The organism is Paenibacillus hemerocallicola (genome assembly GCF_006265175.1).
Classification (GTDB): domain Bacteria; phylum Bacillota; class Bacilli; order Paenibacillales; family NBRC-103111; genus Paenibacillus_AB; species Paenibacillus_AB hemerocallicola.
This window is the reverse complement of record NZ_VDCQ01000037.1, coordinates 29557-55095: the sequence shown is the minus strand read 5'-3', so window position 1 is coordinate 55095 and position 25539 is coordinate 29557. Positions and strand designations below refer to the sequence as shown.

The 25539-nt window shown below is 52.5% G+C and carries 28 protein-coding genes and 1 riboswitch; of the genes, 7 read left to right on the top strand and 21 right to left on the bottom strand.

Translation table 11 applies throughout. The annotated features are described in order from the left end of the window. The first annotated feature begins 173 nt into the window (after positions 1-173). A complete protein-coding gene (locus tag FE784_RS23515; protein ID WP_139604701.1) occupies positions 174-3509 on the top strand; it encodes a DEAD/DEAH box helicase in 3336 nt (1111 codons plus the stop codon). Between the two features lie 51 nt (positions 3510-3560). Here the strand turns inward: FE784_RS23515 and FE784_RS23510 are convergent, their stop codons facing one another. The 4 genes from FE784_RS23510 to modA are packed head-to-tail and all read right to left on the bottom strand — an operon-like array spanning position 3561 to position 6609. Next, positions 3561-4229, bottom strand: a complete 669-nt coding sequence (locus FE784_RS23510) for an NAD-dependent epimerase/dehydratase family protein (RefSeq protein WP_139604700.1) — start codon at positions 4227-4229, stop codon at positions 3561-3563. A gap of 58 nt (positions 4230-4287) precedes the next feature. Then, the gene (locus tag FE784_RS23505; protein WP_139604699.1) at positions 4288-5136 is read right to left on the bottom strand and encodes an aldo/keto reductase; all 849 of its coding nucleotides are present in this window, start codon (positions 5134-5136) and stop codon (positions 4288-4290) included. 4 nt (positions 5137-5140) lie between these two features. Next, positions 5141-5815: a molybdate ABC transporter permease subunit gene (gene modB, locus FE784_RS23500; RefSeq protein ID WP_139604698.1), complete on the bottom strand. Its 675-nt coding sequence runs from the start codon at positions 5813-5815 to the stop codon at positions 5141-5143. Beyond that, positions 5815-6609, bottom strand: a complete 795-nt coding sequence (modA, locus tag FE784_RS23495; protein ID WP_246132143.1) for a molybdate ABC transporter substrate-binding protein — start codon at positions 6607-6609, stop codon at positions 5815-5817. The genes modB and modA overlap by 1 nt, the downstream gene beginning before the upstream one ends. Positions 6610-6809: 200 nt before the next feature. Here modA and FE784_RS23490 point away from each other — a divergent pair, with 200 nt between their 5' ends. Further along, positions 6810-7763, top strand: coding sequence for a helix-turn-helix transcriptional regulator (locus FE784_RS23490; protein ID WP_139604697.1), 954 nt, complete (start codon positions 6810-6812; stop codon positions 7761-7763). A 186-nt stretch (positions 7764-7949) separates the two neighbouring features. On the opposite strand, the gene FE784_RS23485 is transcribed toward FE784_RS23490, so the two are convergent. Further along, a complete protein-coding gene (locus FE784_RS23485) occupies positions 7950-8864 on the bottom strand; it encodes an NADP-dependent oxidoreductase (protein WP_139604733.1) in 915 nt (304 codons plus the stop codon). A 135-nt stretch (positions 8865-8999) separates the two neighbouring features. Here FE784_RS23485 and FE784_RS23480 point away from each other — a divergent pair, with 135 nt between their 5' ends. After that, on the top strand, positions 9000-9884 hold the full coding sequence (locus FE784_RS23480) for a LysR family transcriptional regulator (RefSeq protein ID WP_139604696.1): 885 nt from the start codon (positions 9000-9002) through the stop codon (positions 9882-9884). A gap of 8 nt (positions 9885-9892) precedes the next feature. Here FE784_RS23480 and FE784_RS23475 read toward each other — a convergent pair whose 3' ends face one another. Next, positions 9893-10186, bottom strand: coding sequence for a hypothetical protein (locus FE784_RS23475; RefSeq protein ID WP_139604695.1), 294 nt, complete (start codon positions 10184-10186; stop codon positions 9893-9895). Between the two features lie 28 nt (positions 10187-10214). Next, the gene (pepT, locus tag FE784_RS23470) at positions 10215-11447 is read right to left on the bottom strand and encodes a peptidase T (protein WP_139604694.1); all 1233 of its coding nucleotides are present in this window, start codon (positions 11445-11447) and stop codon (positions 10215-10217) included. Positions 11448-11610: 163 nt separating this feature from the next. Here pepT and FE784_RS23465 point away from each other — a divergent pair, with 163 nt between their 5' ends. Both FE784_RS23465 and FE784_RS23460 read left to right on the top strand, forming a co-directional pair. Further along, positions 11611-12375: a transporter substrate-binding domain-containing protein gene (locus FE784_RS23465; RefSeq protein WP_139604693.1), complete on the top strand. Its 765-nt coding sequence runs from the start codon at positions 11611-11613 to the stop codon at positions 12373-12375. Positions 12376-12488: 113 nt separating this feature from the next. Further along, positions 12489-13163 carry a sensor domain-containing protein gene (locus FE784_RS23460; RefSeq protein WP_176706457.1) on the top strand — a complete coding sequence of 225 codons (675 nt, stop codon included), beginning with the start codon at positions 12489-12491 and terminating at the stop codon, positions 13161-13163. 55 nt (positions 13164-13218) lie between these two features. Here the strand turns inward: FE784_RS23460 and FE784_RS23455 are convergent, their stop codons facing one another. The 4 genes from FE784_RS23455 to FE784_RS23440 all read right to left on the bottom strand — a co-directional run bounded on the left by FE784_RS23455 (position 13219) and on the right by FE784_RS23440 (position 15988). Continuing rightward, positions 13219-14088, bottom strand: a complete 870-nt coding sequence (locus tag FE784_RS23455) for a VOC family protein (protein ID WP_139604691.1) — start codon at positions 14086-14088, stop codon at positions 13219-13221. A 157-nt stretch (positions 14089-14245) separates the two neighbouring features. Next, positions 14246-15181, bottom strand: coding sequence for a methylenetetrahydrofolate reductase (locus FE784_RS23450; RefSeq protein WP_139604690.1), 936 nt, complete (start codon positions 15179-15181; stop codon positions 14246-14248). 107 nt (positions 15182-15288) lie between these two features. Next, on the bottom strand, positions 15289-15543 hold the full coding sequence (locus FE784_RS23445) for a hypothetical protein (RefSeq protein ID WP_139604689.1): 255 nt from the start codon (positions 15541-15543) through the stop codon (positions 15289-15291). A 142-nt stretch (positions 15544-15685) separates the two neighbouring features. Next, positions 15686-15988, bottom strand: coding sequence for a DUF6509 family protein (locus tag FE784_RS23440; RefSeq protein WP_139604688.1), 303 nt, complete (start codon positions 15986-15988; stop codon positions 15686-15688). A 591-nt stretch (positions 15989-16579) separates the two neighbouring features. On the opposite strand from FE784_RS23440, the gene FE784_RS23435 reads away from it, so the two are divergent. Continuing rightward, positions 16580-16936, top strand: a complete 357-nt coding sequence (locus FE784_RS23435) for a hypothetical protein (RefSeq protein ID WP_139604687.1) — start codon at positions 16580-16582, stop codon at positions 16934-16936. Further along, entirely contained in the window at positions 16923-17390 is a 468-nt protein-coding gene (locus FE784_RS23430) for a type II toxin-antitoxin system VapC family toxin (protein ID WP_139604686.1), read from the top strand. The genes FE784_RS23435 and FE784_RS23430 overlap by 14 nt, the downstream gene beginning before the upstream one ends. Before the next feature lie 157 nt (positions 17391-17547). Here the strand turns inward: FE784_RS23430 and FE784_RS41075 are convergent, their stop codons facing one another. The 10 genes from FE784_RS41075 to FE784_RS41070 form a co-directional block, all read right to left on the bottom strand. Then, on the bottom strand, positions 17548-17721 hold the full coding sequence (locus FE784_RS41075; protein WP_176706456.1) for a hypothetical protein: 174 nt from the start codon (positions 17719-17721) through the stop codon (positions 17548-17550). A 377-nt stretch (positions 17722-18098) separates the two neighbouring features. Next, entirely contained in the window at positions 18099-19262 is a 1164-nt protein-coding gene (locus tag FE784_RS23425; RefSeq protein ID WP_139604685.1) for an FAD-dependent monooxygenase, read from the bottom strand. After that, positions 19255-19866, bottom strand: coding sequence for a TetR/AcrR family transcriptional regulator (locus FE784_RS23420; RefSeq protein WP_139604684.1), 612 nt, complete (start codon positions 19864-19866; stop codon positions 19255-19257). Before FE784_RS23420 ends, FE784_RS23425 begins: the two co-directional genes overlap by 8 nt. Positions 19867-20021: 155 nt before the next feature. Continuing rightward, positions 20022-20660, bottom strand: coding sequence for a TVP38/TMEM64 family protein (locus tag FE784_RS23415; protein WP_139604683.1), 639 nt, complete (start codon positions 20658-20660; stop codon positions 20022-20024). Between the two features lie 96 nt (positions 20661-20756). Beyond that, complete coding sequence (locus FE784_RS23410; protein ID WP_139604682.1) at positions 20757-21131, bottom strand: DoxX family protein; 375 nt, start codon at positions 21129-21131, stop codon at positions 20757-20759. 198 nt (positions 21132-21329) lie between these two features. Further along, the gene (locus FE784_RS23405) at positions 21330-22205 is read right to left on the bottom strand and encodes a sugar phosphate isomerase/epimerase family protein (protein ID WP_139604681.1); all 876 of its coding nucleotides are present in this window, start codon (positions 22203-22205) and stop codon (positions 21330-21332) included. Positions 22206-22238: 33 nt separating this feature from the next. After that, positions 22239-23222 carry a Gfo/Idh/MocA family protein gene (locus tag FE784_RS23400; RefSeq protein ID WP_139604680.1) on the bottom strand — a complete coding sequence of 328 codons (984 nt, stop codon included), beginning with the start codon at positions 23220-23222 and terminating at the stop codon, positions 22239-22241. Between the two features lie 221 nt (positions 23223-23443). Next, on the bottom strand, positions 23444-24085 hold the full coding sequence (locus FE784_RS23395; protein WP_139604679.1) for a TraX family protein: 642 nt from the start codon (positions 24083-24085) through the stop codon (positions 23444-23446). A 23-nt stretch (positions 24086-24108) separates the two neighbouring features. Then, positions 24109-24666 (bottom strand): SLOG family protein, encoded by a 558-nt coding sequence (locus FE784_RS23390; RefSeq protein WP_139604678.1) that lies wholly within the window; start codon positions 24664-24666, stop codon positions 24109-24111. A gap of 210 nt (positions 24667-24876) precedes the next feature. Beyond that, positions 24877-25044 (bottom strand): hypothetical protein, encoded by a 168-nt coding sequence (locus tag FE784_RS41070; RefSeq protein WP_176706455.1) that lies wholly within the window; start codon positions 25042-25044, stop codon positions 24877-24879. Positions 25045-25148: 104 nt separating this feature from the next. Beyond that, positions 25149-25301, bottom strand: a riboswitch (cyclic di-AMP (ydaO/yuaA leader). Between the last annotated feature and the right edge of the window lie 238 nt (positions 25302-25539).

The following is a 25539-nucleotide window of genomic DNA, read 5'->3' as shown; positions in this document are numbered from 1 at the left end:
CTACCTCCTCTATGGACGTACTTCCGATAATGATTATGATCGATGACTACACCTTCGACGCTTGACCTTAGGTTCCCTGTTCTTTTTCGATATTTCTGTTATCATGAGAGAAGCGTTTCGAGAATAAGCGATCGTGCGTAATGCATGACTAACGAATAGAAAGGATCTGGGAAATGAGCTTTCAACTGACCCGGCGGGTCATCAAATTGCTGTGCGGAGAACGCGCGTATGAACTGGGAGACAAAAGCTGCCAAGCCGGAGAAGTGACAATTACCCATACCGATCCCGATCACCCCCGTTACGAAGCAACCGTGCAAGGAAGCATCGGCACCCAAGTATCCGTCGAGATCGACCGGAACGGAGACGTGCATGCGACATGTACTTGTCCTTCAGCCGGTTCTCCCTCTCGTTATTGCGAGCATATTGCTGCCGCGCTGATCAAGCTCCACGGCATTCAACTGGAGGACGGATTGCAGGCAATCCGTCCGGGTGTATCCAGACTGCAAACGGAAGAAGCATTCGCAAGGAAACCCGGCCTAAGTCATCCCCGAATCGATTTTGCTTCGGCAAGACGAACAGGGAGTTCGGAAGGAGATCTCGAACTGACCAGCGGCATGCTCGGACTGTTCAGCGAGAAACCGATGCGGCCGACCGGCAGCCGGCCCTTTTTCGATAATCGGACGCCCTTACAGGTGGAGTTCGTCTGCAAGCCCGTATACTACGGCTTCGGGAAGGTTATGTTCGGCATCGAGATGAAAGTCGGCCCGAAGCGACCCTATATCGTTCAGCCTATCCAATCGTTTCTCGAACGGATCGATCGGAGACAGCCCTTCCCGTTGTCCAAGCAATTCATTTACGATCCGGAGCTGCACAGCTTTCAGGAGCGGGATGATGCCGTAATTCGGCAGCTGATCCAAATAAACCGCAACGAGAACATGTACCGCGAAGCTTCCAATCCGTATTCAATCCAAACTCGCAAGCCGAAGGGCGAGCGGCAGCTGCTGATTCCCCCATTCTCTTGGGACGCACTCCTTCCTTTGCTGGCGGCAGCGCCTTCCGTGCAACTGGTATACGAGGAAGGCACGTTCGAAGGCATCCGCGTATCCGAGGAGCCTCTTCCGCTTGATTTTGAATTCGACCAAGCGCAGGGGGAAGGTTATGTATTGAATGTCCACGGTATGGAACACATAACGGTCATGGAGTCGTACGGCATCGTCCTTTCCGAAGGCAAGCTGCTGAAGCTGCAGGCCGACGCGTGCAATCGCCTCGTCGAAATGATGCGAATGCTCGAGCCTTTGCGAAAGCACCAAATCCATATACCGCCGGAGCAAATGGAGCTTTTCATGGAGAGGGTTATCCCGGGGCTGATGAAGCTCGGGAACGTTCGGATCGCTCAAACGGTTTCAGACCGTCTTGTTCGCACGCCGCTCGAGGCCAAGCTGTATTTGGACCGGGTAAAGTCTCGGCTGTTGGCCGGCTTGGAGTTTCAATACGGCGACATCGTCTTCAATCCTTTGGAAGGAAACCGCGCCAAAGGCGGCAGCGGCCGCATTTTGATGAGGGACGGGGAGAAGGAGCGGCAAATTATCGAGCTTTTGGAGCAGGGCTCCTTCGCCCGGACGGAAAGCGGCTACTTTCTGGATGACGAGGATGCGGAATACGATTTTTTGTACACCATCGTGCCGCAGCTGGAGAAGCTGCTGAAAGTGTACGCCACTTCAGCCGTGAAGGTGCGAATCGTCACCAAGCACGCTCCACCGAAAATAACGGTGGATGTGGATGAACGGATCGAATGGCTCGAATTCCGGTTCGACATGGCAGGCATACCAGACTCCGACATTCGCGAATTGTTGATATCGCTCGAGGAGAAACGGAAATATTACCGGCTGCCGAATGGGGCGTTAATGCCGCTGGATAGCGCGGAATTCCAGGAAATCATCCGCCTTCTTAACGAAGTCGGCATTAGCAACACGGATGTAATCGGTTCGCAATTCCGGCTCCCGGTCGTCCGCGGTCTCCACTTGACCGATTCGATGCGTCAAGGGAATGCCGTGACGCTCGGCAAATCGCTGCGCCGGCTGTTGGAGAACATGCGCAATCCGGACCATTTGGATTTCCCTGTCCCCGCTGCTCTGGACACGGTACTTCGGGATTACCAAAAGTTCGGGTACCAATGGATGAAGACGGTCGCACACTACCGGTTCGGCGGCATTTTGGCGGACGATATGGGGCTTGGCAAAACGCTGCAAAGCATCGCGTTTCTCGTCTCCGCACTGCCGGAAATCCGCAGTCTGGGGATGCCGGCGCTCGTCGTTGCCCCCGCCTCCCTAACGTATAACTGGAGAAATGAGCTAACGAAGTTCGCGCCCGAAATTCGGGCCGTCATCGCTGACGGGAGCAGAGCGGACCGACGCGCCATTTTGAGGGAAATACCGAGCATGGATGTCATTATTACCTCTTACCCGCTAATTCGGAGAGACATCGATCTGTATTCGGAACAAACGTATCATACGCTATTGTTGGACGAGGCTCAGGCATTCAAAAATTATACGACCCAAACGGCTCAGGTCGTGAAACTGCTGCAAGCCCGGCATCGTTTCGCCCTGACCGGAACTCCCGTAGAAAATTCGTTGGAAGAGCTGTGGTCCATTTTTGAAGCCGTATTTCCCGGGCTGTTCCCGGGCAGAAAAGCGTTTAACGAATTATCGCGGGAAAGCGTGGCGAGACGAATTCGCCCTTTTCTGCTGCGCCGGTTGAAATCCGATGTGCTGAAGGAGCTGCCGGAGAAGATCGAGTCGCTGCAAACGTCCGAGCTGCTGCCGGATCAGAAGAAGCTGTACGCTGCTTACTTGGCCAAATTGCGTCAAGAAACGTTGCAGCACCTGAACGAGAACGGGTTCCAAAAAAACAGGATCAAAATATTGGCCGGATTGACCCGTCTCCGCCAGCTGTGCTGCCACCCCGCCCTGTTCGTCGAAGGGTACGACGGAAGCTCGGCCAAATTCGAGCAGTTGCTGGAGCTTGTGGAGGAATGCCGGAGCGCGGGAAAGCGAATGCTCGTCTTCTCGCAATTTACCGAGATGCTGGGTTTGATCGCAAGAGAGCTGGGCCGTCAGGGAGTGCCGCATTTTTACTTGGACGGCAAAACCCCCGCAGCGGAGCGCGTCGAGCTGTGCAGCCGATTTAACGACGGCGAACGGGAATTGTTCCTGATTTCCTTGAAGGCCGGCGGCACCGGTCTGAACTTGACCGGAGCGGACACGGTCATTTTGTACGATCTATGGTGGAACCCCGCCGTGGAGCAGCAAGCCGCCGACCGGGCGTACCGGATCGGGCAGAAAAACGTCGTGCAGGTCATTCGACTGGTCAGCCAAGGCACCGTGGAAGACAAAATGTACTTGCTTCAGCAAAAAAAGAAAAATTTGATCGAGGAAGTCATCCAGCCCGGTCAGGAAGCATTGTCCGCATTGACGGAAGAGGATATACGCGACATTCTCATGATCGGCTAATCTACAAAGCCTCGACCTGGTTCGTTAACCGGGTCGAGGCTTTTCTTCCTCTTATCGCCGTGCCAAAGCAACGATATCTTTTACTTCCAGCACGGACTTCTCATACCCTTTCGTGACGGAGTGGATCATGGCGATTCCTACTTCTTGCAACGTGCATACATGGTTCGGGAACAGCAACTTCCATACCGGATACAGCCAGCCTAGCGCGGAATAATAGGAATGCGCATTGTTCAGCCCCTTCGTAGGCTGCATGTAACCGGCGCGAAACATATAGGCCTTCTTGAAAGGCAGCCTCATCAGATGATTTTCCGTCTTCCCCTTCACCCTTGCCCACATCGATTTGCCTTGCTCCGTGCTGTCGGTGCCGGACCCGGATACGTAACAGAAAATCATGTCCGGATTCAATCTCGCAAAGGTATCGGCCGCGTTCAAGGTCAGCTCATAGGTCAGCCGGTCGTATTGTTGCTCCTTCATGCCTACCGATGATACGCCCAGACAAAAGAAGGCGGCATTATAGCCGGACAACCGCTCTTCGATCGAGGTCAGCTCGAAGAAGTCGCGGACAATAATCTCTCGCAGCTTCGGGTGCGAAATACCGCACGGTTTCCGACCGAGCACCAATACCTGCTCCACATCCGGATGCTTCAAGCATTCGTGAACTACCCCCTCGCCTACCATTCCGGTAGCACCCGTTACGATAGCCCTGACGGAATCGGGCATCTTTTTTCCTCCTTCGCAGACTTCGTTTCTATCCCATTCGCTATATCGAGCATAAGCGTTACTTTTTGGGAAACGTATGCTCGATCCGAACCAGATCTTCTTCCTCCAGCTCCCAGCCCAAGGCATTCAGATTATCCCGAATGTGATCGAGATTCGCGGATTTCGGTATGGTGACGATTCCCTCTTGTCTGACGATCCAGTTCAAGGCGACTTGATAAGCGTTCTTGCCGTACTTTTTGCCGATTTCGTCCAATACGGCCCGCTCCGGCGTGCCGGCTTGGGGAAATCCCGGTTTTCCGAAATGTCGGGGAGCATAGCCGAACGGCGAATAACCCATAACGGTAATCCCGTTTTCCCGGCAAAAAGGGAGCTCCGCGTCCTCGATATGCCTGTCGGCCAGATGGTACGCGATCTGATTGCACACCAGCGGATGACGGCCCAATGCCCGCTGCGCCTCCGCCAGAAGCTTCGGGGTGAAATTGCTTACCCCGACATACTTGACCAAGCCTTTGTCGATCAGCTCGGTCATCGCGGCCATCGTTTCCGCCACGGGAATTTGTTCGTTGGGCCAATGCTGTAAATAAAGATCGATATAAGTGGCGTTCAATCTGTCCAAACTGGATTCGGCCGCTTGCAGCACACCGCTGTACGAACAGTTTTTGGCCGATACTTTCGTAACGAGGAATACTTCCTTGCGAACATCCGCGATCGCTTCCCCTACGACTCGCTCGGATCCTCCCTTGGCATATTCCTCCGCGGTATCGATAAGGCTCATCCCTCGCTCCAGGCCGAAGCGCAATGCTTCGATTTCCGCCTTCGCCTTGCTCCGGTCTTCGCCAAACCTCCATGTTCCTTGTCCGATAACAGGTATCTGGACATCGGTATGGCCCAATCTGCGGTATTGCATACGTTCACTCCTCTCGATTTTTCCGGGTCACCGCCCATAACATGATAAACGAGATCGCGATAATGGCGCCGGTCCAGCACCAGGCAAGCGTCCGGTTGCCCGATTCGACTGCCGTATAGATCGCCGTGGGGAGCGTCTGCGTTTTATTCGGGATGTTCCCCGCAATCATCAGAGTAGCGCCGAATTCCCCGAGTCCGCGGGCAAAGCCGAGAATATAGGCCGTGACGATCGAGCGCCAAGAGAGCGGCAGCGTAATCAACCGCCATACTTGCCACTCGCCGGCCCCCATCGATCTGGCGGCATCCTGCAGCTCGGGGCTGACCGAAGCGAAGCCGGTTTTCATTGTCTGGTAAACCAACGGGAAAGCGACTACGACCGAAGCGATGACCGCGGCTCCCCACGTAAAAATAATCGAATGTTGAAAAATAGTGTCGGCCAGACTCCCGATCCAGCTTTTTTTACCAAGCAGCACCAACAGGATAAAGCCTACGACCGTAGGCGGGAGCACAAGCGGCAGCAATAGCGCGGTTTCCAGAAGCGTCTTTCCTCTAAAGCTTCGTCGGGACATTCCCCACGCCGATAATCCTCCTGCCAGCAGAACGAATAGACTGGAGACGACCGATACTTTCAGAGAAAGCACGATCGGCGATAAAAATTCGTTCCAATCGATCCCGTTCATCATCTCGCGACCGTGAAGCCGTATTTCACGAATATGTCCAGCGCTTCCTTCGATTGAAGATACGTATAGAAATCGCCCGCCTCCTTGCTATGCTTGGTAGCTTTTACGACACCTGCCGGATATTCGATGGGCGTATACGCGTTCGGGTCGACGCTGAAGGCGACTTTTACTTTGCTCGAGCCGAGCGCATCGGTTTTATAGACGAAACCGGCTTCAGCGTTCCCGGTCTCCACGTAGGTAAGCACTTGACGGACGTCCTTACCGTAAACGAGCTTCGTCTGGAGGGCGTCCCATAGCTTCGCATAGGTAAGCGCCTCCTTCGCGTATGTACCGGCCGGGACGGTCTGCGGTTCCCCAAGAGCGAGATGCATGACATCCTTTTGCTGCAAATCTCCTATGCTGCGTACACCCGACTTGCCATCCGCGGCTACTGCGACTACCAGCTCATTGATCAGCCATGTCTTGTTACGTGCCGGATCGATAAGCTGCTTATCGATCAAAGCTTTCATGTTTTTCGAAGCGGCCGACAAGAACAGATCGGCCGGCGCTCCCTGCTCGATTTGCTGCTGCAGCGCTCCGGACGCTCCGAAATTGAAGTTCAGCCGAATCGTTTTGTTTTGCTGCTCGTAAGTAGCTTTTACTTCGTTCAAAGCGTCGGTCAGGCTCGCGGCCGCCGAAATTGTAAGCTCTGTGCGGTCTGCGGCGGCAGTCGGCTCTTTCTTCGTACCGCAGCCCAGCAACGCAACCGACAATAAGGAAATTATAACCACTGTACTACGAAAATTGCTCGACAACAATCGGAACACTCCCCTTTGTTCATTCCCAACGGTCAATCCATACTCGATCCTGCCAATGGCCGTCCTACTAAATATCATCATTTATAACTGGATATATCTGATTATAATGATTGCGATCGATTTCGTAAATAAATGGCATTGAAATACAGGATCGACAATCGTAAGATTAGTACAATACGTACCGCCCGGAGGAAACCATGAAGTCCGACATCTCCTACACGACCGAAGAAATAGCCAAGCTTTTGAAAATATCCAAATTGACCGTATATGATCTCATCAAGAAGGGGGCGCTTCCCGCTTATCGCGTGGGGAAACAGATGCGGATTGACGCTGTCGATCTCGAAGCGTACAAAGCCCGGGCAAAAGGAAGGCAAACCGTATCGGCTCATCCCGAGACTTCCGAGCCTTCCTTCGCCACTCCCTCTTCGCTTGCAAGCAGCGCGAGCCGGTCTCTCGTCATAACCGGTCAGGACGTAAGCCTCGATCTGTTGGCCAAATATATGGAGAAGAGCTCCCCTGCGATTCGACCGCTTCGATCGTTCGTCGGAAGTCTGGACAGTCTGATCTCGCTGTACAAGGGCGAGGCCGACATCGTCAGTACGCATCTGTTGGACGGCGATACGGGACAATACAATATTCCTTTCGTTCGCAAGCTGCTGATAGGCTACTCTTGCGTCGTCGTCAATCTGCTCTCGCGTTCGGCCGGATTGTACGTGCAGCGGGGCAACCCTTGGAAAATCCGGGATTGGTCCGGACTGGGACTGCCTGGACTCCGGATCGTCAACCGTGAGAAAGGGTCGGGAGCACGGGTGCTGCTGGACGAGCAATTGCGGATGCACGGCATTTCGGGCCGCCAGCTCATCGGTTACGAGCAGGAGGAAACGAACCATATGAGCGTAGCGGGCAAAGTCGCGTCAGGTGAAGCCGACGTCGGGGTAGGCATCGAGAAAGCCGCGCTCCTCGTAGGCGGTATAGATTTTATACCGCTCGTACGGGAACGCTACGATCTTGTCATGCTGAAAAACCAAGACAATCTCCCATGGATCGAGCAGGTGATGTCCATCCTGCAATCCGAAGCGTTCCGCAGCGAGCTGCAAAACATGCAGGGATACGATACCTCTATAACGGGGCAAGTTCTTTACGAAACTTAAAGGTTGGGACGACAGCCGGTGCACATAAAAAGAGGGACGCCATCCGACAACGTCCCTCTTTCCGCATATCTTTATTTATTATTCTTCAGCTGTTTGTCGACCTCCTCGGCAAGGTCTGATAAGGCAAAAAAGCCTGCGATTATCGCAGGCTGAAGCAGCGGCCGCTATGAACCCGGCTGCCGGTCTTTAATCCATGACGATTACGACTTTGCCGAAGCCGTGTCCGGTTTCTATTTCTCTATGAGCATCCGCCGCCTTGTCCAATGGGAATGTTTGTCTAATGGCAATCCGCAGCTTCCCTTTCCTGTACAATTCGACGAGCTCCGCCAGCCTTTCGGCGGAACGTTTGCTGAAGATCGTCCGAACTCCCAGCTGTTCTGCCAAATCGAAGCCGGCAATCGTTCCGATTCGATCCCGATTTTGGCACAGCTCCACGGATACTTTAAGCGCATCGCCGCCGGCCGCATCCAATACGGCATCAATACCGCCGGGAGCAATCGCCCTCACCCTTTCGGCCAACCCGTCGCCATACGCGACCGGGATAGCGCCCAAGGAACGAACATAATCGTGGTTTCGTTCGCTGGCCGTTCCGATTACGGTAGACGCTCCCCAAGCCTTGGCCAGTTGAACCGCCGCCGAGCCGACTCCACCGGCTGCCGCGTGAATGAGGACGGTATCGCCAGAGCCGACGCGAAGCTCTTGCAGGGCTGTATGCGCCGTTTGTCCCGAAGCGGATAATGCCCCGGCTTCGTCCCAAGGCATGCTATCCGGCTTGGCCACAATCTGGTCCGCGCTTACAACGACGTATTGCGCATAACACGTCAACACTTTGTAACCGATCACCTCGCTGCCTATCGGAAACCCGGTTACTCCTTGACCGACTTGCTCGACCACTCCGGCAAATTCGTTTCCCGGAATTTGCGGAAGCCGCACCGTCACCCCGCGCGGACTTCTTCCGCCGCGTATTGCCGTATCGGCCGGCTGAACGCCCGCCGCTTTGACGCGAACCCTCACCTCGCCCGCTCCCGCTTGCGGAACATCGAATTCCATCGTTTGCAGCACCTCCGCCGAACCATACTCGGTAAATGCCGCCGCTCTCATTTTATCCGGACGATCGTTCATCCTCATTTCCCCTTTCCTTATGTCTACGATTTATTTTATAATGATTCTTAAATAAACAAAAATATATAAAATGATATCAGTTATATAACTTTGAGTATATAAGGGATGATTGACATGGAACTTCTGCAATTGCAATATTTTCGGGTTGTGGCCAGGTTGGAGCATATGACTAAAGCGGCCCAAGAGCTCCATATCGCCCAGCCGGCACTAAGCAAGACGATAGCCCGATTGGAGGAAGATGTCGGGACCCCGTTGTTCGACCGTCATGGCAGACAAATCCGGCTCAATTCATTCGGCAAAGCGTTTCTCGGCAAAGTGGAAATAGCCCTCGACGCGTTGGAAGAGGGACGGAAAGAAGTAATGGAATTGGCGGGTTTGGAGCAAGGCGCCATTCATCTGGCAACATCGACGCTGGACCGTCTGGCCGAGCCGTTGGGCGCGTTTTTGTCGCTTCATCCGCGGATCGATTATCGGATTACTCAAGCTTCCATCGAAGAGATGGCGGATTTGCTCGAGGCGGGCGAGGTCGATATTTGTTTCTCGCCGCTGCCTATCGAGCGGACGGGGTTCTGTTCGACCCCCGTTTTCCGGGAAGATGTCTTCGTCGCCGTTCCTCCGGGACACCGATTTGCCGATCGCTCCGGCATTTCTTTAAGCGAGCTGGCGAATGATCCCTTTATCGGGTACAAGGAAGGCATGCTGTTCCAGCCCATGAACGACGGCTTCCTGCGGAAAGCGGGGATCGCGCCCAAGTTCGTCTGCCGGGTCGACGAACCGTCCGCCATCGTAAGCCTCGTACGCGCCGGGCTGGGCGTGGCGCTGATCGGAGGCTGCGGCAAAGACGTCCGGTCCCGCGTCACCGTGCTGCCGATCGAACATCCGGTTTGTCAGCGTACGTTCCAGGTCACTTGGCATGAGAAGCGCTATTTGTCCATCGCCGCCCGTAAATTTCGCGATTTTATCGTCGACTATTTCGCCGTCCCCCGCAACGAAGCATAAACGGCGACCTAAGCTCCAGGATTCAGAGGGTCAAAGACAACGACGATCGGCAATCGCTTGGACTTTACCTCGAAGCCGACATTCTGGCCCTCTTGATCCCGGTATTTTACGAAATAGCTGCCGAATTGAGGGGAATATTCGATCGTTTGAAACGTTAAATCGATAGAGCGATAATTGAAAGCAATATATGTCGATGCGGTAAATCTGGCAGCCGCTCGCTGAAAGACGGAAAACTGCAAACATACGACAAGAACCAGCGTTGCTATGATCAATACCAACGAAACGTTTCTGTATTTTGCCATCGTTGCCTTCTCCTTACTTGCTAATCGGTCACGATTGCCGTTCAAACCTTTTGATGATCTCGATAATCACATTAGTCGCCTTAACCATATTATTTACCGATACGAATTCATAGCGACCGTGGTAGTTCTCGCCTCCCGTGAATATATTCGGCGTCGGCAGCCCCATGTAGGATAGCTGGGAGCCGTCGGTTCCGCCGCGGATCGGCTGAATGACAGGCTCGATGCCCAGACTCTCCATCGCTTGACGGGCCGTCTCGACGATTGCCATGACCGGCTCGATTTTCTCCCTCATATTGAAATATTGATCTTTCATTTCCAATACGATTCGCTGCTCTCCATACTTCGCCCGCAGCTCCTCCACGATACCCGTTAGCTTGGCTTTCCGCCCTTCGAACCGTTCGCGATCGAAATCCCGGATAATGTAGTGAAGCCGGGTTTCTTCCACATTCCCGTTCATGGATATCAAATGAAAGAACCCTTCGTACCCTTCCGTATACTCGGGCGCTTCGCTCGCGGGCAATCTGCCGTGGATCTCCATCGCTATTTTCGCGGAGTTGATCATCTTGCCTTTGGCCGTACCCGGATGAACGATTTTTCCGGTGCACGTGATTTTCGCGGCTGCCGCGTTGAAGCTCTCATACTGCAGCTCGCCCAGAGGCCCTCCGTCCATCGTATAGGCGAAATCCGCTTGAAAGGCGTTCACGTCGAAACGATGGGGCCCTCTTCCGATTTCTTCATCCGGCGTAAAGGCGACTCGTATTTTCCCGTGCTTGATCTCCGGATGCCCGATCAAATACGCCATCGCGGTCATGATCTCGGCGATGCCGGCTTTGTCGTCCGCCCCCAGAAGCGTCGTACCGTCCGTCGTAATAAGCGTATGACCGACGTATTTGGACAAATCCGGGAAATCCCGCGGAGACAGGACGATTTGCCGCTCCTCGTTCAGCAGCAGGTCTTTGCCGTCGTAATGCTCCACGACTTGAGGATTAACGCCTGCTCCCGTGAAATCGGTGGCCGTATCGAGATGAGCGAGAAAGCCGATCGTCGGAACCGACTTGTCCGTATTGGCGGGGAGAGTCGCCATGACATAACCGTTGGAATCCATCGTCACTTCTTCCATCCCGATCGTCTTCAATTCTTCGACCAGCATGCGGCCGAGCGCCAGCTGCCCCGGAGTGCTCGGGCAAGAGTCGCTGCCGTCATCGGACTGCGTATCCACTTGCGCATAAGAAATCAATCTTGCAATAATTTCATTGTTCACGTTTCGCTTAGCTCCTTTTGGCATCATTTTACCACATTCGCATTTTTACCGCGAAAAAACGCCCTTCGCGTACATCAAGGCCAGTTAGAGCGCTTGTATAATGTTCGGCGAACTGACAAAACCTACCTTTGTTCCATGTGCACGAAGAACAGGAGGGTTTTCGATGAAAGATGCGATAAGCAAAAGCATCGGGTATCTGCTATTGTCCGTCGCAGTATTGCTGACGGGATGCAATCAGAATAAAGTACTGAAGGTCGGCATGGAAAGCAACTTTCGTCCGTTCACTTACACGGAAGGCGGAGAGAATAAGGGCTTTGAGGTGGAGCTGTGGAAGGAGATCGCCCAAAAGGCCGGGATGCGGTACGAGCTCGTTCCGATGGAATCGAGAGAATTGTCGCCGGCTTTGAAATCGGGCAAAGTCGATCTCGTCATTGCCGGGATGACCGTCAATAAGGCGCGCAAGGACGAATTGGCTTTCTCCGACCCTTATTTCCAAACGGGACTCGTCATGCTTACCGCACAGGACAATACGGATATCCGGAACAAAGACGATCTCAAGGGGAAGACCGTCGTCACGAAGCTCGACACGACCGCTTATGCATTCGCGGGGGCTATTCCGAACCTGAAGGAAGTCAAGGGCTACCCGGACATCAATCAGGCGTATGAGGATGTTATCGCCAAAAAAGCGGACTGCGTCATATTCGACGAGCGCAATGTCAGGGAATATATGCAGAATGCCGGAAACGGCAAAGTAAAGGTAGTCGGAGAAGTGCTGAACAAGGAAAGCTACGCCATAGCCGCCAATAAAAAGAACAAATATATCGGCAGCGTAAATAGCGCCATTGCCGATGTCACGAAGAACGGCACCTACGAGAGCGTGTACATGAAATGGTTCGGCGACAAACCGAAAAAGCTTCCGGGGGAGTAAAGGGAGGGTTCGCCAACCGGACTTTAGTCGGGGAGCCGCCAAAGCCGAGGTCCGTATCCATGCGTCCGCATTTCCTTTACAATGGAAAAAAACGACCGCAAGGATGGATGATCATGAAAAGTTTGAGCCGCTACCGCAAACAAACCCTTTATATGCTATTCGTTACCCTGCCCTTCAGCATCATCGGATTCGTGCTGTCCGTGACGTTTACCGCGCTCGGACTGGCCTTGACCCCTCTCTGGATCGGATTGCCGATTCTTCATGCGACGCTGCGTGCGTCCCGCGGAATGATGAGGTTCGATCTTAGCCTGCAGCGCGGATTGCTGGCTCCGGGCGTCATAGAAACTTTGCCGCCGCCGGCCGCTCCGATCGAATTCCGATTCAGGGACATGTTCACGCAAGGCAAGCTGTATGCACCGTTGCTGTATTGGCTGTTGAAGCTTCCTACCGCCGTACTTCAGTTCGCGGCCGCCGTGGCACTTCCGCTATGCGGAGCCTGCATCGTCTTATCGCCGCTCGTGTACGTCGTGCTGTCCAGATACGGAATCGAAATATTCACCGACGATCTCGTACTCGATGTGCTGCTGCCGACCTTGACCGCGTATCAGCGTTCGTGGATCGCCTCCGGCATAGGTTTGGCCATGGTGCTTGTCGGTATCGGGGTATTGCGCGGTCTCGCAGCTTCGTCTGTCCAATGGTTGGGCGGACTATCCGCAGCCGCTCCTGTCGCATCGGACGATTCGAAGGCATGGATACCCTCTCCGGAGAGTTCTTACCCGACTGCCTGACCTATACAAAGAAAGAAAGCCTTCTCGGTCGGGAAGGCTTTCTTTCTCGTTCGCGCTACGATTTCGAAGACATCAGTTTAAGTCTGATCCCGGAAGGATCGGAGACGAATACGGCTCCGCTTTTTTCTTCTACCGGAATTCCGGCTTCCGTAAGCCGATTTATGATTTTGCCCAATTCGGCGTCATCCGGAAGATCGATCGTGAAATAGTCGAGTCCGGTACCGCTTGCCGGAACGGCCGACGCACCTTCGCCGGCCCATACGTTCAAGCCGATATGATGGTGGTAGCCTCCGGCAGAGATGAATATCGCCCCAAAACCATTCGTAGCGTCCAACATCAGGTCGAAACCGAGCAATTCGCAATAAAACCGCTTGGATTGCACCAAATCGGCAACATGGAAATGAACGTGCCCAATCGTGGTGCCCGGAGGTAAACCGGTCCACGTACCGCCCTCGGCTTCCCGGAGCAGTCCATCGTAATCGATCGGATCGCCGCCCATTACGACCTGGTCTTTGTCGTCATATTTCCACTCGTTCCTGGGACGATCGCGATATATTTCAATACCGTTCAGATCCGGATCGGTAATATACAAAGCTTCGCTGACGTCATGATCGGATTGTCCGATGCGGATACCCGACTCGATCAATCTTCGCAGCTGCAATCCCAAATCTTTGCGGGTCGGCAGCAGAATGGCGTAATGATACAGTCCCGCAGCGCTTCTGCGCGGGGTAATGACAGCGCCGGGAACTTCCTGCAGCTCCACCAGCGCGTTCTCGCCGTCGGCCGTCAGCTCGGCGGTAAGTCCTTCCCGCTTCAATACCCGAAAGCCGACCACGTCCTCGTAAAATTCGAGCGAGCGTCTCAGGTCGCTGACCTTCAACTTCACTTTACCGAGAGTCATGTCAGCATGCATCCGATAAGACATCGATCCGTCCACCGCCTTCTTCGCGAGATGAGAGCGATCGTCCGCTCCGCTAACCAACCAACTACTTACTTAATGTAAACAAGTATATTAATGTTACGAATATACGTCAAGTTTGTAAATGTCAAATAGTAAGTTAAGAGTCTTTACCGATAGTCAACTACTGCGAATGCACGACACTTTTTCCCAGTATCGTCTTGATCTCGTTCACCAGTTGAATAGAAGCCTCGATTTCCACTTTCCGGGTAGACACGCTCTCCACGCTGCAGCCGATCGGAATCCCTTTCTCCATGCCGAAATCGAATAGTTCCGCGAATATGTCGCGGGACAAGGCAAGCGACTTATCCAAAATATCATTGGAATGAATTAGCTCGTTTTCCAACCATCTCGGGATGCTGATTCCGAGCCATTTCATAAACTGCAGCGTTTTTTGCGAGCCGCACGGGGCCAGGTTAAACAAGATCGGGACCATCTCGATTTGATGATGCCGGCAGTGATAGTAATAATCGGACAAAAAGTTTTTGGATGCATCGACGTTGTAGGTTGCTTGGGAGACGAAAAATTTGCAGCCGTTATTCGCCTTGGTCACCGTTCGAAGATGCTCGTCCTTTTTGGCAATATGCCGCTCCGGTATGACGACTCCACCCATCGTGAGGTTGCCGTTCAAGCTCCGAGCAAGACGATATGCGTCGGTCAATCCCATTTGAACCTTTTGCTTGCTGGAAGAAGCACCCACGAATACGGAAAACCGGTCCTCCTCCGTATCCGAGCCGACCCACTCGGAAAACTGGGCTTCCGTATTTTTGCCGACACAGCGATAAATAATTTTCGGTAAGTCCAATTGATGTAAATAGGTTTTGCAATAATCGTTCGGATCAATCGTCTGCAAATATGGAAAAGGCCGTTCTTCCTCTACCCGGTCGGCCTCCTCTTGAACGTCGTACACGATTAAGCCGTCCAATCCGAGACCTCTTACTCTTTCGATTTGCTTTTGCGAGATTTCGGCAACTTTTTCCGATACGGTATTCAACTTGGGGGGCGTAATTCCGTAGGTGAGGATACCGGGTTGTTTATTGCTAATTTTTTGTTTAAGCATGGCTCCACGTCCTTCTTTGTCTATATAGAAGCTAAACATTTTTATCGTTCAAAAAAAAGCCCGCAGCTGCGCCCTCGAGCAGCTTTAGGCTCTTACCGTTCCAACTGCTACCCATCCAAAATCGAACATACGACCGCGACTATAAAGGAAGCGACGTAAAATCGGATGCCCCACTTCATAACGCTCCGGAGTTGATGCGGAAATTCGTTCAGTTGCTTCGGAAATTGGTGTCCTTGCACGATATCGCCGTGCTTGATCACATCGTTGAACCCGTCACGAGTCGTAATTTCGAACGGTTTATCCGGGATGGTTAGATGGAGCGTCGAATCCAGGTATGGGTTATACGGTTGCTTCGGCTTCATTGTCCCGACTCCCTTCCGATTCCGGCCTGTCGATCGAAACTGCATACGGCCAATGCTTACCAATCAGTATACCACGCGCTTTGCGACAAAAAAAGACCGCATGGGCCGGGCCGCAGCGATCTTTGAAAACAATTGCTATTCTTTAGTCCTGGTCTTCCGATTCCATATAACGCTCCTTGCAGAATGACTCGACGAAAGCCGTCTCCTCGTCATCAAGCTCGAAATCCAAATACTTGCTCGTGCTTCTCTCGATAAACTCGTACTTTACGATGCCCGTCCGTCCTTCGTCCTCCTTATAGATGACACGTAAAAACAAACCGTCCTCGGAATAAAGCTCGTCTTCCTCGGATACTTCGATCTCCAGCATAAATTCATACCGTTTCCCGGTTATGATCCCGAATTTGTCCGGAACGGATTCTACCGTATAAGCCGTAATTTCAAACATCGAACCATCCTTTGCGTTTAACATTCCCCTTATTATACAAAATGAAGCCGGAAAAGGAAAAGCCGTCGTTCCGATCAGGCAGCTCGCGGAATCTGCCGCACCAGTATATCGTTCCTTCAAGGCTGTTTTTCGCCGTTCCGAAAGCTTCTCTCTGCAGAGAGAGGAAGCGCCGGAGACAAGAGATGGGGGAATGTGCTCCACATCCGTTAAAATCGTGTTGTTTTAAGATTTTAGCGGGTACAGCACGATTGTAAAGTCAACCGCTTCGCTTTCCGCACATTTCCCCCGCCTCGCTTTGTATGACAATTCTCTCTTTTTGACTTTTTCAACCAGATAATTAAAATATATTTTAATAACTTATCGGCATAAGCAAAAAAATTCCTGGCTTATTATTTGAATTCGCTGTTTCAACCACCCACTAAGTGGGTAGAAACGGTATAGTGCCATTTTTATTGCCGACAAATAACGAGCCGCCGTCGCGTTCTTTCGACAATTTAAGCTGCGCCGCGCCCTGAAAACGACACTTTTCCCCGAAAGTTATAGGGATAATGTTCAAAACAACTGACTCTACGCAAAGCGGAAGGTGAACCTATGAGCAACTCCAAACATTTCGTACATAATCAATTCAAAAAATGGAAAGACGCCGCGACTCAGTTTATCGGACACGAAAACGACGGCGAAAACGAACCGTCCGCGGAATCGCCGGTCATCGAGCTTGAGCCCGAATATTACGAACGCTGTCGGCAGCTGGCGGAATCGCGGAATACGACCGTTGCCGCCGTCGTCCACTACCTTTTGAAGCAGCAGCTGGCGTTGAAAGGGCAGGAACGGATTTTCAAAACGAATATCGACTTGATCGAGAGCAATCCCCTTCTGGCTCTGGATGCGTTGACCGGCCGCAGACGGAGTTCACACGAACCGGAGGTCCTTCACGATGAATACGCATGAGCATACATACCCGACGCACTCTGTTTTTCTGGAACAATCCGCATGGATGGCCTTCATGAATCCGGAGGATCCGTACTACTTGCAAGCACGCTCGATGTTTTACGAGCTTCATGACCTGGACCGGCCGCTCACGACGACCAATTATGTCCTATTCGAAACGCATCAATGGCTGCGCAATCATTTCGATTATGCCGATGCGGAGATGTTCTTGAATACCGTGGACAAGGCCGTGCAGCAAAACGTACTGACCGTTATTCCCGGCGGTCCGGAGCTGGAACGGGAGGCGAGGCGGCTGTTGATCGAATATCCGGATTGCCGGTTTTCGTTGAACGAGGCCTTGACCGCCGTTATTCTGCTTCATTTCCGGATGAAGCGCATCTTCACCTTTAACCCGAACTACGGTTTCCTTTCGCGGATCGATCGGGAAATCAAAGTTCTTCCGAGTATTTGGTAGATCGGTAAGCAATAACAGGAGCGACCGCACAAAAAATGCGCTGGCAGGAGCACGGCATACTCTCTTACGGCGCACTCGATTAATCAAAAGAAAAAGAGGCCTGCCCGACGGCACACCTCCTTCATCCATCATCGGCGGACGTGACGATTTCAATCTCTTATACGCCTGTCCGTCGCTTTTGATTGTTCGGTTTTTTGTTGATTTGGCTTTTCATTTGCTGGTTCGGGCTGGGCGCATGCTTCTGCTGCTTGTTCGCCGCCGCTTGCGCTTCTTTTTTCTCCGCCAGCTTCTGTTTGATCGCATCCGCCAATGATACTTGTTGTTTTGACATATCCGCACACCTCATTCCGAATCAGATATGAACCCACTATAATGCAATACCTATTCATTTGTAAAGCGGGAGATAAAAGGCCGACCGGCAATGAAGCGGGACGCTGCAGATCAGTCCCCGTCACCCGCTTCCGATAAAGCGGCATGCATTGAAAACATTCATATTGCCGAAACAGTGAGTTAACACTCCGTTAATACTGGCAGCCTATACTGAGTCAAGATCAAAGACAAGGAGGCGCTGCCGACATGTATTACGAAGAAGATCGGATACCGTACGACGAACCGGATCAAGGAACTGAAGAAAATGCCAAAAATAAGGATAGCCAGGACAAAGAGAAGCCATTGTCAAAGTGACAGTGCTTTTTTTCATGTTAAGTCCTATCGGACGTCAAACTTCACATCGAGCAGGAAGCGCAGCTGCCGCACGTTCATCCGTGCGGGGATGGCGCGAAACAATCCGTTTCTGATGCCGCAGAGCAGCTTCGACTCGAATTGCGCAACCTTCCCGATCGTCCGGGACGTATTCACGATTTTGCGGGTACGGGCTAGCCTCAGCCTCTCAAATCGGACATACGCCTCCTCTACTGAGGAGTGGTTGGCCAAGCACTCCGCAAGAAATACCGCATCTTCCATAGCTTGACCGGCTCCCTGCCCCAAATTGGGCGTCGTAGCGTGAGCGGCGTCGCCGACCAGTACGATCGAGCCGAATGCGAATCGGTTGAACGGCTTCAGATCGTAAATATCGTTATGAAGCAACGCGTCGTCGTTCGAAGCTTCAAGCAGCTCGCGGATCGGAGAGTGGTATCCCTCGAAATGTCTAATCAGTGCAGCCTTGCGGAAATCCGCAAATTTCGGATCTCGTGCTGCCGCGTTTATGCAGGCAAACCAATACACCCGGTCACCTTGCAGCGGAACGATACCGAACCGACCCTTGCTTCCCCAAGTCTCCGTAAATGTAGTTGCCTCATAGCCTCGGGGTACGCCGGCAACGACGGACCTCCAGCACGTATAACCCGCGTACCGTGGAGTCGCTTCCGGCATGAGCTGCTGTCGGATCGCGGAGCGTATCCCGTCTGCGGCTATCAATCCATCGCCTGTCACTGTAGATCCGTCCTGAAAGCCGACAGTCACGCCGCCTCCGGAGTGCTGTGTAACCGAGACACATTTCTTATTCGTCCATATGCCGTCGCCCGGCAGCGATTCCGCGAGGATATGCAGCAAATCGGCCCGATGAATCGTAATATTGTCCGTTCCGAACAGGGAGCTGACTTTCACCGAGTCGGTCTTGGCAATTAGCCCCCCTTTCTCGTTGACGATCCTCGCCGCCTGGAGCACCTTGCCCTTCTCCAGCAGCTTGTCCCCTAGACCGAGCCGCTTCATCGCCTGCAGTGCATTGGCTCCTACGCCCAACCCGGCGCCGGATTCCTTCAATCGGGAAGCGCCCTCGAACACGTCGACATCGAAGCCTTTGTTCCTAAGCGCGATTGCGGTACATAATCCGGCAATACCGCCCCCTACGACGATAAACTTCCGACTAGCCATCGCGTCTTCCCTCCGTTTCCCATTCTCCATAACCGATCCCTTGCCAGAACATCGTCCAGATGCGCTCCAGCTTATTGGTGAAATCATGCGGCCCGACCATCATAAGTCCCATCATGTAGCCATTCACCAAAGAGTAGAACAGCGTCACCAGCTCTCCCGGATCAAAAGCCCTGATCGTCCCCCTGCCTATTCCATCCGAGAACAATGCCGCGAGCCGGGGAGCAATGAGCTGCTCCACCTCCCCTACGATTTGCACGATTCTCTCTTTCAGAAAAGCAGGCGGAAACATGATGACCCGCTTCCAAAAATCCGTTCTGTCCGCATCGAACGTAAAGTATTCGATGTAGGACGTATACATGCGGAAAAGCTGCCGTTCTGGAGAGTCTCCCTCCGACTGTTCCAAGCGGGATGCGAGAAACCGCTTATAGTCGTCGCTGATGCCGGTCAGCACGGAGAGAAACAGTTCCTCCTTGCCGGCATAATGATTGTAAATGGACGGCTTCTTGATGCCGACCTCGGATGCTATTTGCGATAAGGAAGCCCCCTCATACCCGTCGCGGGCAAAATGCTTCAGGGCTACTTGCTTTATTTTGTCATAGGACATTCAATCAACCCTCTCACACTAACTACCGGTCGTTAGTTTAACTATAGAGGAACCGTTATTTCCTGTCAAGACGATCCATACCAATCGGTAACCATAAATGCAGAAAAGCCCCCCAAGTAAATCGGGAGGCCCCTCGCTTCATTTCTCCGTTTTTCTTACATCTCGCCGGTCAGCTCCCGTTCGTCCAATTCCCTTTTGGAAGACTCCTTGGCGAACCTCGCCTCGATCTTGCGGCTTACGAATAAGGAAATCGCGATAAACAAGACGACATAAACGAGACGAACGGGATCTTCTGCGTACCGGGAAATATCGTGCCCTATATAAGAGACGATGAAAATCATGATCGCCTTGCCCCCGGCCAGGGCAAACGCGAAGGAACGGAACCGCATGCCCGCGAGCCCGGCCGCGATATTGATAACGACAAACGGACCTACGGGAAACAAGCTGAGCAGGAATACATAGCTGAACGCGTTGCGGCGTACCCATTGCATCCCTTTGCGTACTTTCGGTTTACGGGCCCACCGTTCCAAATACGGGTGCCCGGCTATTTTGCGGACCAGCAGAAACGTCAGCAAGCAGCCGCCCACCATGCCGATCCAGGAGTAGAGAAAGCCCAGCCATAACCCGTATACGGCGGCATTCACGCCAACGATGAGAAGCGTCGGCAGCGGCGGAACGAACGATTTGAGAAACGTAAGCAAAATGCCCGGCAGCGGCCCGAACGAGCGGAAACGTTCCAGCCATTCCAACAGTTGTTCTTCGGTTATCGACGTTATGAAATCCGCGATCCCCATTGCAGCGCTCACCCGATTTCCGCTTTTGTCTGATCATTCATTCTCTCCATAGTACCGGATGAGCCGAATCGTGACAAGGGCATCGGAGCAACGCGATTATTGAAATCCCGGGAAATTCGCGAGCTCGCCAAGCTGAATGAAGAATACGACGGCGCATAAAATAAACAACAGGACGATCATGAACGATTGCTTGAACGTATCGCGCGCGCGGATATGAACCCATATTCCTCCGATTGAGGTTATGCCCAGCCATAACGCTCCCGCCGCAGCCCAGCTCGGCTCCCATATGCCGATTACCAACGCCGCGGCCCCGACCAGCTCGACGAGCCCGGTTACGACCCGAAACCATTGCGGCAGACGCCACTGCTTGAAATTTTCGACATGCATGTTGGAGCCGGCGGCTTTCCCCGCTCCCGCCATCAGAAATAGGAGAGCAAGAACAATTTGAATAATAATCGACACTACCTGCATCGCGACCATCTCCTCGGTTCGTTTGACTGAGCCTTGACTAAGCACAGTAATACGCAAATAAAATGCAGCCTTCATTAACTGCAATGGTTACAGGCACATTATAAGGTCGATTCTAAAATAATGCAAGCAAGATTTTTTCAAAAAAAAGGGAGATCGCCGCAAAAAAAAGCGAGCGATCCCCTATTCCGCACTTTCCGCTTATCGATAACCTTTAATAAACTCGACTGCCTGGCGAATATTAGTCTCCGGCTGGTCCCCGGCTTCCCGCTCGATCGTCAAGTACCCCTCGTATCCAATATCCTTAAGCGCCTGAAAGTAGCGGTCGAAGTCCACGTGGCCTTCGCCGAAAGCCGTCTCCGCGTATACTTTTCGCGCGCGGACCAAGTCCCGGACTTTCCCGTTATCTCCCGGAACGAAATCGTACGAACCGTACACTTCCCGCGGATCGACGGAAAGGAAGCGGATACCGTCTTTGGCGTGAGTATGCACGATATAATCCTTGAGCGTGTACACGCCCCGGATCGGATCGTCCCCGGTTACCATCACCAAATTGGCCGGATCGTAATTGACCGCTACGCCTTTGCCTCCGAGCGTGTCGAGGAAGCTTTTCAATTGTAGTGCCGTAGTCGGACCGGTTTCGATCGCAAAATACGAATTCATGCTTTCGGCAAATCGGCACAGCTCCCGGCATGCGTTATGCATGGCCGCATAGCTCTCGCTCTCGGGATCGTACGGAATGACTCCGATATGTGTCGTAACGACATCGGTCCCCAGCTCCTTCGCCAGCTCCATAATCCGTTTCGACTTCTCGATTTTGTCCGCATTGGCCGATTTGTCCTCAAAGCCGAATCTACCCAAATCGCCGCACAATGCCGATATTTCCAGGCCCATCGATTCGATAACCTTTTTCAATTCCTTGCGTGCCGGACCGGTCAGCGCTTCGGGCTCCATCTCGCCTTTGACGGCATAAATTTGAACCCCTTCCGCTCCGACCTCCTTGGCCTTCGCCAATCCTTCGCGGACGCCGATTCGAAAGCTGTCGACGATGACACCGATTTTATTCGTGATTTTCATGATGGAATTTGCTCCTTCTCGAAACCGTTTTGTCTATGCATTCGCATATGTCAAGGGGGAATAATCGGCCGCATCATAGATCGCTTCGGTCAGCTGCAATACTTTCAATGCATAGTCTCCGGGAACGGATACTTCGCTCTCGCCCCGAATAGCGGCGATGAAGCTTCTATCAGGATCGGTAACGGCTGTAGGCAATTCCGGTTCTATCGGCGCTTCACCGTTCAGACGCAGCACGATTTTGCCGTTGTCGTAAAAAATGCCGCCATTTTCACCGAGAAAAGCGTACGTCTCGAACAATAGCTTCGATGGGGCTTTGCCCGCGATGTTCAAGCTGCCGACTTGCCCTTCGGCAAAACGGATCGTCGTAAACGTATCGATCTCCACGGGAGATTCGTGACAATGCAATTGTGTCGTTACCGATTCCGGGGTCAGTCCCGTCGTCCACAGCAGAACGTCAATAATATGGCTGCCCGAGTCCATCAGCATGCCGCCTCCCGACAGCTGCGGATTTTGCCGCCAAGTTCCTTTCTGCGCATCCTTCCAATCCTGATACAGCGTGGCGGTGACGGAAGTGAGCTTGCCGATCGTCCCTTCGGCGATCGCATCGCGAATATACATGAAGTGCGGCAGAAAATGCCGCTGGAACGAAACCTGCAGCACTTTGCCGGCCTTCTCTGCCTGAGCGATCAGCAGCTTGGCGTCGTCGGACGTGCAGGTTAGCGGCTTCTCCACCAGTACATGCTTGCCTGCCGACAGCGCATCCGACGCATGTCGATAATGAAGCGTATGCGGCGAGCAAATGATGACCGCATCGATAGTGCCGAGCTTCAGCATCTCCGAATGATCCGCGTATTCGGCCGCCTCGTCCAGTCCGAATCTTTGCCGCAGCGCCTGCCGGCTCGCTTCGCTCGGATCGGACAGCGCGACGATATGCACGTCCTGCGCCTGCTTCAATCTGTTCAAATGGGTATGGGCGATATTCCCCGTACCGATCACGCCGATGCGTACTTTACTCATTGGACTACACCCCTCGGAGCTTTTGATATTGGCTTTGCCTATTCCCAAGTATAAGGACCCGAGGAGCGCAAGTATTGAACCAAAATCGCGCAAAAATTGTGCAGAAGCCGCTCACAAGCACCGGACAATCCGAAACGTTGCCGCCGTCGGAAACGACAAAAAACAACCGATTCGTATCGGTTGTCTGGGAAAACTATCGTCTCGTATCGGTTCGCCCTCAATCAATCGGATCCGTTCACAAAGAACAGCAGTTGAATCACGGCCAATACGATAAGATGGGCAGGATAGAAGCTTCTCCATACCCATCTCTTCATTTCGACCTTGTCCAGCCATTCGTACAGGGAAGGACGGTATACCAAGAAAAGGGTCGAGATGATGCTATACATCTGTAGGACGCCGCCCGTAACCATCAAGAAGGCTAGATTGAGCAGCAAATGCGCGGCCACCCAATACCGGCTGTCCAAATATTTATAGACGAGTACGAGCAGCAGCGCATAAGCTCCATAATCGAATGGAAGCGTCTCAAGCACTACGCAGCCTGCAACCACGAGGACGGTTGACGCGATCTTGCCGCGATTCCGGTCCAATCCGATCAAGACGAGCAGAGCGATGACGAACGTCCCGATGACGTTGATGTTTACGATTTGCAAGGCGATTACATACGGGATCTCCGATATAAGGCCGAGCAACACAAGCCGCCGCAAATAATTCGTTTTGCTGTGCGTATATCGGAAGCCTTGTACAAGACAATACGCATAGATCGGCATCGCGATTCTGCCGACGATTCGCCAGCCGTCCTGCCCGGGAAAGAAAACGATTCCCATATGATCGATAAGCATGGTCAGCATTGCGACGATGTACATGCGTTCTCCTCCTCTCGTGGACGTTACTCGAACGATTCGTACATTTCATCGTTGGCGATGCTCTGGATATCCTCCGAGCTTATGCCAATGACCCGATATCCGTCCTTGGACTGCTTCTTCAACGCCTTTTCTTTATAAAACCGGGGGCTGCCTTCAGCCGCATCCTCGTCGTACAGCAGAAGAATCCCATCCGTTTTGCGCAGCAGCAAATCGTCTCTTGCCGTCAGCTGCCACACGCCGCTATACTCCTGGTTGCTCACCGAGCCGTAATAATCGACGCCCCGCAATATTTCATGATAAAAGTTCTTTTTCTCGTCCTTCCACTTTTCTTCCGGGTTTTTATATGCCGTAATGATGGACAGCTTCAAGTGGGGAAACTGTTTTTTCAGGCCGATGACGACGTCGCATGCCCATAAATCGACTCCGTACTGTCCGGGCGTTATGACCCATTCCAAGCCGTCTTCGATCAAAGGAATCAGCCTGCCGGCAATCGCCTTCTTGATATAAGAGATCCCCTTATGCTTCTCGTCGAAAATTTGCAGTTCATGGGCGCGGTAGCCCGTAACCAAAATGTTTTTCATCCGCCGCCAGCTCCCGGTTCTACGTTTCTATGGAGTATCCATTATATCATATGAAGCGGTTATCCTTCCGCTTGAAATATAGACGCTCCTTCCTTCATCGGAAGGGTTCCGTTGCGCGTAATTTTAAGCAACAACAAAAAAATCCGCCCCAATCGGCGGATCAAGTATGCTGTCGCAGCTTCTGAGAGATCGTCTCTGTTTGAAAAAACATTAGTCGGATACCACGAAATAATCTTTGCCGTAGAGCTTGGAAACCTCTTCCCTTTTCCTGCCCGCGCCATTGCGGTGAGCCAAGGATTGCATGAACTCGAAAGCTTTTTTCTGATCCTTTTCGTTCAACTGGTCGAATAAACGAAACAATTTTTCCTTTGGAGCCATTTGTACATCCTCCTCTCAGATTAACGCCTGCAGAGATGGATAGGGTTATTTGCTTTGTAAGAACACAAATAACACAAGGCTAGACCTTGTGTAAGTAAACAAAGCTATCCTCCCCACATTCGCTTACGAGGTTAGCTGACGGATTCGGGCGGTGAGAAAACGCCCTACGATATGCAATCTGCGGATTGCCTACCGATTCACCCCATATTACTTGGTTCCCCCGCTTTTCTCAAAAGAAAACTCAGCGATTAACGTTGGTTATTCGATTGAATTTAATTATAACTCGAGACGGCACAGTATGTAAAGCCCAAATTTCTTGACTGCTTCCGTACCGGGCGATATAGGCGTTTCGGACGGCTTTTTTGAACAATAAAGAAGAAAATTTTACTTCGCTAAAGCACTAAAGCGAAAGAGACTTTCTTTATAAGAAAAACTTCCGGTATTCGGGGTCCCCGAAAAGTACCCGGTGCAACCTTCGAAGAATAGCGTCACTTT